This window comes from Streptomyces griseoluteus (genome assembly GCF_004784465.1).
Lineage (GTDB): Bacteria > Actinomycetota > Actinomycetes > Streptomycetales > Streptomycetaceae > Streptomyces > Streptomyces griseoluteus.
Genome location: NZ_SRRU01000011.1, coordinates 184,856 through 197,206 on the forward strand (window position 1 = coordinate 184,856; position 12,351 = coordinate 197,206).

General features: G+C 70.9%; 13 protein-coding genes and 1 tRNA gene. 5 read left to right on the top strand and 9 right to left on the bottom strand.

Annotated elements, in window-relative coordinates; translation table 11 throughout:
• The first annotated feature begins 13 nt into the window (after positions 1-13).
• Positions 14-373, top strand: a complete 360-nt coding sequence (locus tag E5082_RS27445) for an MmcQ/YjbR family DNA-binding protein (protein ID WP_135793940.1) — start codon at positions 14-16, stop codon at positions 371-373.
• On the opposite strand, the gene E5082_RS27450 is transcribed toward E5082_RS27445, so the two are convergent.
• Positions 370-1,284, bottom strand: a complete 915-nt coding sequence (locus E5082_RS27450) for a transketolase family protein (RefSeq protein ID WP_135793941.1) — start codon at positions 1,282-1,284, stop codon at positions 370-372. The two genes, E5082_RS27445 and E5082_RS27450, sit on opposite strands and share 4 nt — an antisense overlap.
• A gap of 31 nt (positions 1,285-1,315) precedes the next feature.
• Complete coding sequence (locus tag E5082_RS27455; protein ID WP_135793942.1) at positions 1,316-2,014, bottom strand: thiamine pyrophosphate-dependent enzyme; 699 nt, start codon at positions 2,012-2,014, stop codon at positions 1,316-1,318.
• A 124-nt stretch (positions 2,015-2,138) separates the two neighbouring features.
• Between E5082_RS27455 and E5082_RS27460 the strand changes: the two genes are divergently transcribed.
• Together E5082_RS27460 and E5082_RS27465 are read left to right on the top strand one after the other, a co-directional pair.
• A tRNA-Pro gene (locus tag E5082_RS27460) sits at positions 2,139-2,212 on the top strand.
• 645 nt (positions 2,213-2,857) lie between these two features.
• Entirely contained in the window at positions 2,858-3,133 is a 276-nt protein-coding gene (locus tag E5082_RS27465) for a hypothetical protein (protein ID WP_135793943.1), read from the top strand.
• Between the two features lie 240 nt (positions 3,134-3,373).
• Here the strand turns inward: E5082_RS27465 and E5082_RS27470 are convergent, their stop codons facing one another.
• Positions 3,374-3,574 (bottom strand): hypothetical protein, encoded by a 201-nt coding sequence (locus E5082_RS27470; protein WP_135793944.1) that lies wholly within the window; start codon positions 3,572-3,574, stop codon positions 3,374-3,376.
• 277 nt (positions 3,575-3,851) lie between these two features.
• On the opposite strand from E5082_RS27470, the gene E5082_RS27475 reads away from it, so the two are divergent.
• On the top strand, positions 3,852-4,319 hold the full coding sequence (locus tag E5082_RS27475; protein ID WP_135793945.1) for a hypothetical protein: 468 nt from the start codon (positions 3,852-3,854) through the stop codon (positions 4,317-4,319).
• A gap of 217 nt (positions 4,320-4,536) precedes the next feature.
• Here the strand turns inward: E5082_RS27475 and E5082_RS27480 are convergent, their stop codons facing one another.
• Both E5082_RS27480 and ctaD read right to left on the bottom strand, forming a co-directional pair.
• Positions 4,537-4,890, bottom strand: coding sequence for a cytochrome C oxidase subunit I (locus E5082_RS27480; RefSeq protein ID WP_135793946.1), 354 nt, complete (start codon positions 4,888-4,890; stop codon positions 4,537-4,539).
• A 14-nt stretch (positions 4,891-4,904) separates the two neighbouring features.
• The gene (ctaD, locus tag E5082_RS27485) at positions 4,905-6,599 is read right to left on the bottom strand and encodes an aa3-type cytochrome oxidase subunit I (protein WP_135793947.1); all 1,695 of its coding nucleotides are present in this window, start codon (positions 6,597-6,599) and stop codon (positions 4,905-4,907) included.
• Between the two features lie 288 nt (positions 6,600-6,887).
• Here ctaD and E5082_RS27490 point away from each other — a divergent pair, with 288 nt between their 5' ends.
• Positions 6,888-8,519, top strand: a complete 1,632-nt coding sequence (locus E5082_RS27490) for an alkaline phosphatase D family protein (RefSeq protein ID WP_135793948.1) — start codon at positions 6,888-6,890, stop codon at positions 8,517-8,519.
• Here the strand turns inward: E5082_RS27490 and E5082_RS27495 are convergent.
• From E5082_RS27495 to E5082_RS27510, 4 genes are read right to left on the bottom strand one after another with little or no spacing between them, the layout of a single operon-like run.
• Positions 8,514-8,837 (bottom strand): CU044_2847 family protein, encoded by a 324-nt coding sequence (locus E5082_RS27495; RefSeq protein WP_135793949.1) that lies wholly within the window; start codon positions 8,835-8,837, stop codon positions 8,514-8,516. The two genes, E5082_RS27490 and E5082_RS27495, sit on opposite strands and share 6 nt — an antisense overlap.
• A 15-nt stretch (positions 8,838-8,852) precedes the next feature.
• Positions 8,853-10,067: an ABC transporter substrate-binding protein gene (locus E5082_RS27500; protein ID WP_135793950.1), complete on the bottom strand. Its 1,215-nt coding sequence runs from the start codon at positions 10,065-10,067 to the stop codon at positions 8,853-8,855.
• Positions 10,064-10,912, bottom strand: a complete 849-nt coding sequence (locus E5082_RS27505) for a hypothetical protein (protein WP_135793951.1) — start codon at positions 10,910-10,912, stop codon at positions 10,064-10,066. The genes E5082_RS27500 and E5082_RS27505 overlap by 4 nt, the downstream gene beginning before the upstream one ends.
• Positions 10,909-12,309, bottom strand: a complete 1,401-nt coding sequence (locus E5082_RS27510) for a VWA domain-containing protein (protein WP_135793952.1) — start codon at positions 12,307-12,309, stop codon at positions 10,909-10,911. The genes E5082_RS27505 and E5082_RS27510 overlap by 4 nt, the downstream gene beginning before the upstream one ends.
• Positions 12,310-12,351: the final 42 nt, after the last annotated feature.

Sequence of the window (12,351 nt, forward strand, 5' to 3'; positions counted from 1 at the left end):
TACGGTGCGTTGCATGCCGGACGCAGAAGACGTACGCCGTATCGCCCTGTCCCTGCCGGACACGACCGAGAAGACGGCCTGGAGCATGCCCACCTTCCGGGTGGCCGGGAAGATGTTCGCCACGCTCCCGGAGGAGGAGACCTCCCTCGCGGTGCGCTGCCCGAAGGAGGAGCGGGACGAACTGGTGCTGGCCGAGCCGGAGAAGTTCTGGATCGCGGACCACGAGGCGAGCTTCGCCTGGGTGCGGGCGAGACTCGCGGCGCTGGACGGCGAGGACGAACTGCGGGACATCCTCGCCGACTCCTGGCGCCAGGCGGCTCCCATACGGCTGCTGGAGGAGCATCCGGGGCTGGGGGTGCCGCAGGAGCGCTAGGCGCTGACCGCGCCCGCCCCGACGAACGCGCCGATCCGTTCCCGCAGGCCGCGGGCGTCCAGCCCGTGCGCGGCGAGGTGTTCGTCCAGCGTGCCGTACCGGCGCAGCTCGCGGCGGCCGACGCCGAGGCCGAGCAGGCGGTGCGGGACGTCGGCAAGGGCCTCGGTGGCGACGCGGGTCGAGGTTCCGGCGAGGTAGGGCTCGACCAGGACCACGTCGGTGCCGGCCGCTTCGGTGGCCCGGCGCAGGGCGGCCGCGTCGAAGGGGCGGACGGTCGTCGCGTAGAGCACCGTCACGTCCAGGCCCTCGGTCGCGGCGAGGACGGCGTCCAGCATCGGGCCGACCGCGACGACGACCCCGGCGCGGCCCTCGCGCACGGTGTGGAAGCGGGCGCCGTCGACCGGGAGGGGAAGCCGGTTGCGCTGGAGGGAGAGGCGTACGTACACCTTGTCGTCGCCCGCCGCGACGGCGTGCCGGAGCAGGGTCTCGGCCTCGTCGGGGTGGCCGGGGACGTGCACGGTCCAGCCGTCCAGCGTGTCCAGGAGGGCGACGTCGCCGGGCGACATGTGGGTCTGGCCACCGGCCGGCCAGTCGAAGGAGGCGCCCGCGCTGACCAGCACCGCTCCGGTGTCCTGGTGGCCGAGGTCCAGCTTGACCTGCTCGAAGGGGCGCTCCACGAGGAAGGCGGCGAAGGTGTGCACGATGGGCCGCATCCCGGTGAGCGACAGCCCGGCGGCGGCGCCGACGAGGAGCTGCTCGCGGATGCCGACGTTGATCAGCCGGTCGGGGTGGCGGCGGGCGGCGGCCGTGAACGCGTCCCGGCCGATCGCGGCGAGGACGACCGCGACCCGCGGGTCCTCGTCCAGCAGCCGGGAGGCGACGGCACTGAACCGGTCACGCATGGTTTCCATGATTTCCACGAGGGTGGGCCTTTCTGATCCGTCAGCGGGCGTTCTTCGGTTCCACCCGGGCGACGACCGCGTGCGGGCGGCCGGGGTGCGGGGCGGTGAAGGCTTCGTACAGCGCGGCGTGGTCACGTCCGTCGACGGTGGAGGTGGACCAGTTCGCGGCCTCGAACCGGGCGGCGATGCCGCCGGGCAGGGCGTGGCTGGCGGAGGCGTTGTCCACGACCACGGTGTGCAGCCGGTCCAGACCGGCGGCCCCGGCGTAGGCGATGGCCTCGTGGTTGCTGCCCTCGTCCAGCTCGGCGTCCCCGATCAGCACCCACACGGCCGGATCGGTGAGCCCCTGCGCCCGCAGCCCGAGCGCGCTGCCGACGGCGAGCGGCAGCCCGTGCCCGAGCGATCCGCTGCCGATCTCGGCCCCCGGCACGAGCACCCGGTCCGGGTGATGCCCGAGCGGCGAGTCGTACGACCCGAAGCCGGGCAGCCACTCCTCGGGCACGAAACCCTTCGCCGCGAGCACGGCGTAGTACGCCATCGGCCCGTGCCCCTTGCTCAGCAGGAACCGGTCCCGGTCCGTCGCCTCCGCCCGCTCGGGGGTGACATCGAGCACCCGGTCGTAGAGCACCCACAGCACGTCGAGCGTGGAGGTCGCGGCGAAGTCGTGCTTCTCGTCGCCGGTCATCAGGCTCATCAGCCGGGGCAGATCGTCGTAGCCGTGGTCCGCTGTGATCGTCATGCCGACGATCCTGCAACCTCAAGCCCGCTTGAGGTCAACAACCGACCGGTGCGCGAGCACCGACCCGAGTGCGGTAGAGTTTCCCTGCGCGTTTCGACCAGGGAAACCCCAGGTCAAACAGCATCGGGACGTGGCGCAGCTTGGTAGCGCACTTGACTGGGGGTCAAGGGGTCGCAGGTTCAAATCCTGTCGTCCCGACTTTACGAAGTCGCTGGTGAGGGCCGGTTACGGAGAAATCCGCAACCGGCCCTCGGCCGTTGTCGGGGGACCAGTTGCCGACCGGGAGCCTTGACCGGCTCGGCGGGTCATGTCCGGCGATCCGTGAACCTGTACTTCCGCCTCGGCGAACCAGATCGGGCCGGTGCGCCGGAGGTCCTGGCGGCGTAGCTCCTCGTGGCCGATTTCGGCGACTACGGGCCATCCCCGACCTGGGCTCGGTCGGGCCCCGCCCGGCGGTGTGCAGGGGACAGGCCGGGCGGGAAGCTGGGCCGCCCGATCCACCGGTCGGCCGGACGGGTCGGCTACCGCGCTTCGCGCGATCGCGGTTACTCAGCGCGGCCCTCTCCCGGATGCCCAGGACGGGCGGGGGAGAGGATGCGACGCTGGAGTGAGGGGCCCGCGAGTGGAGGTCCGAGTGCGTCTCATCCGGTCCGGGGCCCTCTCCTTCGGCCTGGCGACCATGTCCCGGTCCGGCTCCATGGACGCGACGCGGAACGGTGCGGTCAGTCTGTGAGGCCGCCGGCCGGGGCCTCACTCACCGGGCGTCGCCAGGCGTCCGTACGGCGTGGATCCGGCCCGCCGGGACCAGGACCGCGCGCCCACCCCGGAAGGCAGGTGTGTCCCATGCGCACGTCGACCCGTATCGCCGGTGCCCTCACCGGTTTGACCCTCACCCTCGGTGGTGCGGTCCTCGCCGCTCCCGCGGTCCGGGCGGACATCCCCGCCTGCACACGGATGGCCGAACTGGCCGGTGCCACCGCGTCCGACTCCGTCACAGCGGCCTGCAGCCGTGGCGTGGTCGGAGACCTGCAGAGTTGTGTGACCGGGCTGACCGGTGCCGGAGTGGCGGGCGGCGCAGCGACCGGTGCCTGCCGGGCGGCGGCCCACGAACCGCGTTAGAGGACCGCGCGGGGCAGCCGCCCGCCGGTACGGTCGGAGGCGGGTACGGCCCGTCTCCTCCTCAACCCCCGGTCTGCGCGGACACAACGCGGCCCCGGGTGGGCAGTTCCCGACGCCAAGGACATCGACGTCGCCCCTCGGACCTGGCGTACCGGGTCGGCATGGCTTCTGCGACTCTCCCGGCTGCGCTCGCGCGGGGGCGTCCCGCGGCGCGTGGCCGCGGGACGCCCCCGCGTGGGGTTAGTCGATCTTCTCGCCGTTGTGCGAGCCGCCCTTGCACAGGTTGTCCGTCAGATCGGGCGTTCCACCGCCCTGCTTGCACTCGGAAGGGGTGACGTAGGACGCGGCACCCTGCGCGGTGGCGGTGGCGGCCCCCGTGAGGCCGAGTCCGGCGAGGGCTGTCGTGGCGATGACGGCGGCGAGGATTCGTCGAATGTGCATTTGGTTTCCCTTTCACGGATTGCCTCGGTGGGGCACTTTTCAGGTTGAGATACCTCCATGTGGGTGACACGTCATGTTGCGCCATTCGGGTGACAGGGCGGTCGGGTGCGGGACCGCGGAGGAGACCCGCCGGGCAGCCCCTCAGAATTCGAACGACTCACCGCTGGATGGGTATTCGGAAAGCCCTTAAGGATCCCCATCGCGTGGATCTTTAAGCGGTTTTTTCGGTTGATTCCACGGAAAGGGCTCTTATCTTCTTCATTCGGGCGTGTCGGTCATGTCTGACGCCAGCATGGTGATCGAGCGGAGGGGGCTCCCCCTCTCGCCGCAGAAAGGTAAGGAGACCCCAGTGGTCAAGCGCGCGGTGAAGTGCGGTCTCGTGGCAGCGGCGGCTGCGGCGATGCTGGTCGGACCGACTGGCTTCGCGACAGCTGCCGGTACGGGAACGATGCACATCGTCGAGGGCAAGACGGTCACGCTGCCTGTGTCGCCCGGCAATGGATATGCCGGTGACGCGGCGGCCTCGGCCACGTGTCCGGCGGGGGAGGTCCTCACGGGCGGCGGCGCCGAGGTGAAGGCCGGAAACTCGTACGTCCAGCGCTACAACCTCGCGGCCAGCAGGCCGATCGGCAACGAGACGTGGTGGGCCTACGCCACGAACAGTGACCCCAACAACCCAGGCACGCTCCAGGCATTCGCGGTCTGCGCGAAGGTGACCAACGTGGATGTGATCCACACTCCCTGAGTGCTCCTGAGCTGGGCAGGACAGGGTTCCGTCCGTTGGGCATCGGTGTCCGCCCGGCTCAGACCGGAGACAGTCACAGATCAGGGCCGGTTTCGGAGTAATCCGAAACCGGCCCTCGGTCGTACGTCGGTGGGTTCAGGCGTCGCGCTGATCCTGGAGCCACTGCTCGTAGGACGTGGTGCCGTGGACCTCCTCTGGGAGGTCCACGGCAAGCCACTCAGCGGCTCAGCGCCAGCGCGGCGGCCGCCGCCGTGGTGAGACCGGCCGCCGCGCCCAGCGTGTATCCGACACAGCGCAGCCGCAACACGCGATAGCGCTCCTCGTACTCGCTCCGCAGCGACCGGCAGCGGGCCGCGATGCGCTCCAGGTCCTGCTTGGCGCGGCGCAGGCTGTCGGAGACGTAGAGCTGCTCGATCTCCTCGCGCTGCGCCGTGGTCAGCCAGTCCATGCGCTCGACGAACTCCCGCGCCCGCTGCTCGGCCACCGCGATGGTGGCCTGCCACAGCAGATATCCCTCGACCTCGTTGCCGAGGCCGGCGCCTTCGGCTTCCTGCCCCGGCAGTCTGGTCATGGTGGTCTCCGGACTCAGTGCCCGATGGCGTACGCCTCGCGCTCCGCCCGCGCGATGTCCGGGTGGTGCAGGTCGAACGCCGGGGATTCGCTGCGGATGCGGGGCAGGGTGACGAAGTTGTGGCGCGGCGGCGGGCAGGAGGTCGCCCACTCCAGCGAACGGCCGTAGCCCCACGGGTCGTCCACCTCGACCGGCTTGCCGTACTTCGCCGTCTTCCAGACGTTGTAGAAGAAGGGAAGCATGGACAGGCCGAGCAGGAACGACGAGATCGAGGAGACCGTGTTCAGGGCCGTGAAGCCGTCGGCGGCCAGGTAGTCGGCGTAGCGGCGGGGCATGCCCTCGGCGCCCAGCCAGTGCTGGACCAGGAAGGTGCCGTGGAAGCCGACGAACAGCGTCCAGAAGGTGATCTTGCCGAGCCGCTCGTCCAGCATCTTGCCGGTGAACTTGGGCCACCAGAAGTGGAAGCCGGCGAACATGGCGAAGACGACCGTGCCGAAGACCACGTAGTGGAAGTGGGCGACCACGAAGTACGTGTCCGAGACGTGGAAGTCCATCGGGGGCGAGGCGAGGATGACGCCGGTCAGACCGCCGAAGAGGAACGTCACGAGGAAGCCGGTCGTCCAGAGCATCGGTGTCTCGAAGGACAGCGAGCCCTGCCACATGGTGCCGATCCAGTTGAAGAATTTGACGCCTGTGGGGACCGCGATCAGGAACGTCATGAAGGAGAAGAACGGCAGCAGTACACCGCCGGTGACGAACATGTGGTGCGCCCACACGGTCACGGACAGACCGGCGATGCCGATCGTGGCCGCGACCAGGCCCATGTAGCCGAAGATCGGCTTACGGGAGAACACCGGGATGATCTCGGTGGCGATGCCGAAGAACGGCAGCGCGATGATGTACACCTCTGGATGGCCGAAGAACCAGAAGAGGTGCTGCCACAGCAGGGGTCCGCCGTTGGCCGCCTCGAAGACGTGGGCGCCGAACTTGCGGTCCGCCTCCAGCGCCAGCAGCGCCGCCGCGAGCACGGGGAAGGCGAAGAGGACCAGCACGCTGGTGAGCAGCACGTTCCATACGAAGATCGGCATTCGGAACATCGTCATGCCCGGAGCGCGCATGCAGATGATCGTGGTGATGAAGTTGACCGAGCCGAGGATCGTGCCGAAGCCGGAGAAGGCCAGGCCCATGATCCACAGGTCACCGCCGACACCGGGCGAGCGGACCGCGTCCGTAAGCGGCGAGTAGGCGAACCAGCCGAAGTCGGCCGCGCCCTGCGGAGTGATGAAGCCGCTGACCGCGATGAGCGAGCCGAACAGGTACAGCCAGTAGGCCAGCATGTTCAGCCGGGGGAACGCCACGTCGGGCGCGCCGATCTGGAGCGGCATGATCCAGTTCGTGAACCCCGCGAACAGCGGGGTGGCGAACATCAGCAGCATCACGGTGCCGTGCATCGTGAACGCCTGGTTGTACTGCTCGTTGGAGATGATCTGGATTCCGGGGCGCGCCAGCTCCGCCCGAATGAGCAGCGCCATCACGCCGCCGATCAGGAAGAACGCGAAGGACGTCGACAGATACAGCGTGCCGATCGTCTTGTGGTCGGTGGTCGTCAGCCACTTGACGACGACATTGCCGGGCTGCCTCCGGTGGATGAGAAGCTCGTTCTCGCTCGAGTCCTCAGCCGCCGGCTCGGGCTGATTGATGATTGTCACAGGTCCCGCTTCTCCTGGTGCTCGAGTTCCACCCGCGCCGTGGCGTCAGTGACGGCCATCCTTGCGGTTCGGGCCGGACCCCGGCTTCCTGAGCGGCCGACACGCCGCCGATCGGGGGGTTTTGGCACCCGGATGGAGTAGTGGGCCCGCGCGATGCCGCCGACATGGCGGACACAGCCGCGGGCGATCCCGGCCGGCCGTGGAGGGGGGGACTGTCCGCCCCGGTTATTCGTTGACTACCGTACGGTCCGCCCCGCCCGCACCGGCCGGGGCGGGACGGAGGACATCTTGCCGAGCCTGACCCTGGGCCCCCTGCTGCGCTACGTCGACGGCTCGTCCGCGACCGTCTGGGTCGAGACGAGCGGCCCCTGCACCGCGGAGGTGCGCTGCTCCGACGGCGCCAAGGGCACCGCGCACACCTTCCACGTAGCGGGCCACCACTACGCCCTGATACCGGTGACCGGTCTCACCCCCGGCACCGAGGCGGAGTACGAGGTGCTGCTGGAGAGCGAGTCCGTGTGGCCGCCGGCCGACTCGCCCTTCCCGCCCTCCCGCATCCGTGTCCCCGGCCCCGACGACGGCCTGAAGGTTGCCTTCGGCTCCTGCCGCTGGGCCGCGCCGCCCGCCGACGGCGGCCACGACCCGGCCGGTCCGGACGCCCTCGACACCCTCGCCACCCGGCTCGTCGCGGGCGGCGAGCGCCCCGACGTGCTCCTGCTGCTCGGCGACCAGGTCTACGCCGACGAGACCTCCGAGGAGACCCAGAAGCGGATCGCCGCGCGCCGGGACCTGGACGAACCGCCCGGCTCCCAGGTGGCGGACTACGAGGAGTACACCGGGCTGTACCGCGAGTCCTGGCTCGACCCCGAGGTGCGCTGGCTGCTGTCCACCGTGCCGAGCTGCATGATCTTCGACGACCACGACGTCATCGACGACTGGAACACCTCCGCCTCCTGGCTGGCCGACATGCGGGCCACGCCCTGGTGGCGCGAGCGGCTGCTGAGCGGCCTGATGTCCTACTGGGTCTACCAGCACATCGGCAACCTCGCCCCGGCCGACCTGGCCGCCGACCCGCTGTACACCGCCGTCACCTCGGCCGCCGACGGCACCGACGCGCTGCGCGCCTTCGCCGCCGAGGCCGACGCCGACCCCGCCTCGACCCGCTGGAGCTACCGCCGCGACTTCGGCCGGGTACGCGTGCTGATCGTGGACTCACGGGCGGCGCGGGTGCTTGCCGAGGACGAGCGGGCGATGCTCGACCCGGACGAGGAGCGCTGGCTGCGGGAGCAGGCGCTCGCCGACCGCGAGACTGTCGACCACCTGCTGATCGGGACCTCGCTGCCCTGGCTGATGCCCCACCTCGTGCACGACGCCGAGGCGTGGGACGCGGCGCTGTGCCGGGGCGAACGCGGCCCGCGCTGGGCCCGGTTCGGGGAGTGGCTGCGCCGGGCTGCCGACCTGGAGCACTGGGCGGCGTTCCCGGCGTCGTTCACCGCGCTGGCGGACCTGATCGCCGAGGCCGGCTCGGGCCCGGAGGCACCGGCGACGATCAGCGTCCTCTCCGGCGACGTCCATCACGCCTATGTCGCCGAGCCGGCCTGGCGGTCCACGACGGTCGCCTCCCGCGTCACTCAGCTCACCTGCTCGCCCGTGCACAACTCGGTACCCCGGTCGATGAGGTTCGGCTTCCGCTTCGGCTGGAGCCGGACGGCACGCTCACTGGGGCGCCTGCTCGCCCGGCACGGACGCTGCGCTCAGCTCCCCATCGTCTGGCGGCACACGGGCGGACCGTGGTTCGGCAACCAGCTCATGACCCTGAACCTGCACGGCCGTTCGGCCCGGTTGCTGCTTGAGCAGGCACGGTCGGCCAACGGTGAGCGGGCGCGTCTGGAGAAGGTGACGGAGCGTCAACTGTCATAGTGCGGGCTCGGAGCCGCTCCAGCGGAGCGTGACGTCCAGATGGGCGCTGGTGCCCGCGCTCGTCAGGACCGCGCCGAGCTTGGCGTCCAGGGTGACACCGAAGGTGACCTCCACCTCGTCGGGTCGCTGGGCGACGTCACGGAACTGGCCGATCACCTCGGAGGCGGCGGCGGTGATCGGCCGCAGGGCCTCCCGCAGGCTCTCTGCCGCGCTCTCCAGCCGGGTGCCCAGGCCCACGGCCCCGGTTCCGGTGCGGGTGGGCGGGGCGACGAGGACGCGGGTTCCGTCGTCGAGGGTGAACTGGATGGCGTCCGCCATGAGGTCTCCTGGAGGTCAGCGGGGTTTCGGTATGCTGCACAGCGGTGCGGGCGCGGGCTCCGGGGAGGGATCACCGAGTTGCCGCTGGACCTTGTCGAGTGCGGCCAGCAGCGGCCCCGGCGCCTTGCCGTTCGCGTAGTCCAGCACCGCCCGGTAGAACGCGGCGGACACATCGGGGTCCATCGCGTCGGCGGCGCTGAAGCAGAGCGCGAAGTCGGGGGAGCGGAGTATCCCGGCGATCCGGCCCTGGATCGTGTTGTCGTACTCCGTCACCTTGCGGTTGGCGGAAACCGCGAAGCCGGGTTCGTTCACCCACGTCCGCTGGGCCTCGGTGCTCGCCAGGTAGGTGATGAAGGCGTCGGCGCCGTCGTTCCCGGTGAACTTGCCGACGAAGTCCGCCGAGACCTCCAGGGCGTCGCGCGAGGACGGTACGTAGGTGTACTGGGCGTCGCTCACCTGGGCCGAGCTGAACGGCATCGCGGAGAGGGAGCCGTGGCTCAGTGCACACCCGTGAGCGTCCTTGCTGCCTGCGGCCTGACGGAAGTTCCGCGCGGTCGCGCCCTGCAGGCCGGCGCCCACCGTCTTCCCCCACGCGGTCCACGCGTCCCTGACCGGTCCCTCGGCCCACTTCCCCTCGCCCGAGGCCCAGTCGGTGTAGGCGTCGACGCCCGCCTCGGAGAGCACCAGGTCCGCGATCCAGTCGGCCCCCGGCCAGCCGGAGGTCGGCCCGGACTCCAGCCCGAGGCACCAGCGGTATCGGCCGGGCCGGCCCGGTGAAGGCGGCTCGGTGGACCGGGCGTCGTACCAGATCAGGCTCTTGAGGTCGGCCTTCACGGGGACCGCGTACACCTCCTGGGCGTGCGTGCCGAGCGCGCGGAAGGGCTCGACGTACGCGCTCGTGTCGACGTCCAGTTTCCGGAGCGCGTCCTCCTCCCGGTACTTGGTGATCGCGCCCACGCTGGGCAGTACGGCCAGGTCGGGCTCGGCGCCGGCGCCCACCGCGGCGTCGAGCTGCTGGGTGAGGGCGCGGGTGACCTGGGGTTCCACGTCGATGCCGGGGTGGCCGCGCTCGAAGTCCTTGACGACCGCGTAGAACGCCTGGAACTCGGTGCCGGACCACGGGACCATGATCGTCACCTTGCTCCGCTCCGGTCCGCCGCACGAGACGGACGCCAGGAGCAGCCCGAGGATCAGGGCGCAGCGCAGGAGGGGTGCCGTGGGCCGTCTCATGGGCGCGGGAATCTGTACTCGGCGAGCCGGGGGCGGTAGGCCAGGTACCCGAGCGCGCCGGCGGCGGCGAGCACGGGCAGCGCGATCGCCACGTTCGGCGGGTTCATCGTGCACATGGGGACGCTGATCGACGCGGTGGCCAGCGGCGCCAGGACGAGGGCCGGGCCGGGGTAGCGCCGGAAGCGGTGGACGATGAGGCGGCCGGTGACGCCGGCCAGCAGCAGCATGACCGCCAGCGGGCCGAGGAACAGGGTCCGGAGGAGGGCGGGGTCCCGCCAGCCCGAGCTGCGCTGGCGGTCGCGGGCGTCGGCCTCCAGTGCCTTGAGGTCCATGAGGGACTGCTTGAGGCCGCCCGTGAAGGGGACCGGGTCCCCGCCGTCGTACTCCGGCTCGTCGTCCAGCGCGTCGCGGGCGCGGTCCAGGCCCGGTCTGCCGTCCAGGACCGCCGCGTTGGCCGACTGTACGCAGGTGGTCAACTGGCCCTGGACGAACTGGATGTGGCTGAGCCCCTGTTCCCCGGCCGCGTTGCCCTCGGTGGCCGAGGTGAGGTGGGAGCTGACGCGGGCGGTGGCGTTGGCGAAGTCGCCGCTGGTGCCGATCAGGTCGATCGCGCCGGTCCGGGAGACGGCCTTCAGCGCGGTGTCGGCCGCGTCGGCCTGGTCGTAGGCCTCGCCGATGTGCCGGATGGCCGTCGTCGTACGGTCGGCGGCGGCGATCTGCTCTTCGGCCCCGTTCGCCACCACCAGGTACAGCAGCGCCGTGACCGCCACCATGGTCAGCACGCCCGCCCGCAGCCACCGCAGCATCACGACCGTATGGGGTACGCGCGGCCACTCGCCGGTCACAACGCGTCCACCGGGCCCCCGGCCCCGAGCGGGTGGCCGCATTCCTCGCAGAACTTGGCGGTGGGGGAGGTCGCCGTCGTGTCGCACCTGGGGCACACGCGGGGCAAACCGGTGTGCCGCACGGAGAGTTCACGCGACTCGACCGGGCGGCTCACGGTCTTGGTGGAGTCGACGCCGATGCGGAGCATCTGTCCACGGGAGGCGTCCCGCCGCAGCCGGGGCCGGCCGTCGGGGCCGGTGGTCGCCACCGCGCGCAGCAGCCGCAGGCGTGCGGTGTCCCCGAGGGACTCCGCGAGGCTGGTCGCCAGGCGCAGTTCACGGTCCGCGCGGTCGAGGTCGCCGCGCAGCTGGGCGTCCGCGCAGGCGCGCATGGCCATACCGAGTTCGCGCTCGTTCTCGACGCGGGTCAGGTCGGGGGAGCGGACGATGCCGAAGCCGGGGGTCGCGCGGCGGCGTACGACCATGGCCGCGCTCTCGGAGCAGGGGCGGCGGGTGCCGTCGGGGAACTCGGCGTGCAGGGTGACACGGGCGGCGCGCATCAGCTCGTCGACGGTCAGAGTGTCGGGGTCGAAGCGGAGGGAGACCTGGTACTGGCGGGACTCGGCGGGCCAGGAGCCCAGCGGGACATGAGTTTCGCCGTCCAGCAGCTGACGTAAGGTCAAGTCCGCCTCGGTGGGGCGCGTCTGCCGTACGAACGCGAGCTGGAAGCGGCTGTTGAGGCGCAGGCCCAGGTACAGCCGGGGGACCACGATCCGTTGGGCCTCCCGCATCAGATGGGTGAAGTCCTCGGTGAGGTCCGCGATGGTGACGACCGCCTCGGCGGTGCCGTGCAACGCCTGGGTGATGCGCAGGAGTTCGTCGTGATGCCAGTCCTCGCCCAAGCCCCGTGCGTGGCAGATGTACCGGTCGGCGCACGAGGCGAGGATCTCCGCGAGCTGTTCGGGTGTCTCGTGCTCGTCCTTGCCGTCCGTGTAGAGCATCGCGTGGCGCACCGTGCCGGGGGACTCCACCGAGGCGAAGAGATCACGCGCACGGTCGAGCCACTGGCCGATCGCCGTTCCGCCCTCGGCGAGTTGGCCGGCGACCCGGAGCTTGGCGTCCTCGCGGGACCGGGCGTCCACGACGGCCAGACCGCCCGTCGGCGGGAAGATCACCTCGGCCTGATGGTTGCCCGCGACGATTCCGAGCAGGGTGCCGTCGCGCAGGGTGTCGATGGCCGCGCACATCGCGCGCTTCGCCTCGTCCAGTTTGTGCCGGGACATCGACAACGAGCGGTCCATGATGAGGACCTGGGCGCTCCGGACCTGCGGTGACGGCCCGGCGGCGGAGTGTGCGGTGACGGTGATCAGGGCGTCCGCGCGCCGCTCGTCGTAGGGCAGGTCCGAGGGCGAGTCCACTTCCAGGGCAAAGCTGAGCCCCAAGGGTGTCCTGTCCCCCAC

Bases quoted from the DNA above. Each gene is read 5' to 3' on its own strand.
- E5082_RS27445 (WP_135793940.1), top strand. From the start codon at position 14: ATGCCGGACGCAGAAGACGTACGCCGTATCGCCCTGTCCCTGCCGGAC.
- E5082_RS27450 (WP_135793941.1), bottom strand. From the start codon at position 1,284: ATGGAAACCATGCGTGACCGGTTCAGTGCCGTCGCCTCCCGGCTGCTG.
- E5082_RS27455 (WP_135793942.1), bottom strand. From the start codon at position 2,014: ATGACGATCACAGCGGACCACGGCTACGACGATCTGCCCCGGCTGATG.
- E5082_RS27465 (WP_135793943.1), top strand. From the start codon at position 2,858: ATGCGCACGTCGACCCGTATCGCCGGTGCCCTCACCGGTTTGACCCTC.
- E5082_RS27470 (WP_135793944.1), bottom strand. From the start codon at position 3,574: ATGCACATTCGACGAATCCTCGCCGCCGTCATCGCCACGACAGCCCTC.
- E5082_RS27475 (WP_135793945.1), top strand. From the start codon at position 3,852: ATGTCTGACGCCAGCATGGTGATCGAGCGGAGGGGGCTCCCCCTCTCG.
- E5082_RS27480 (WP_135793946.1), bottom strand. From the start codon at position 4,890: ATGACCAGACTGCCGGGGCAGGAAGCCGAAGGCGCCGGCCTCGGCAAC.
- E5082_RS27495 (WP_135793949.1), bottom strand. From the start codon at position 8,837: ATGGCGGACGCCATCCAGTTCACCCTCGACGACGGAACCCGCGTCCTC.
- E5082_RS27500 (WP_135793950.1), bottom strand. From the start codon at position 10,067: ATGAGACGGCCCACGGCACCCCTCCTGCGCTGCGCCCTGATCCTCGGG.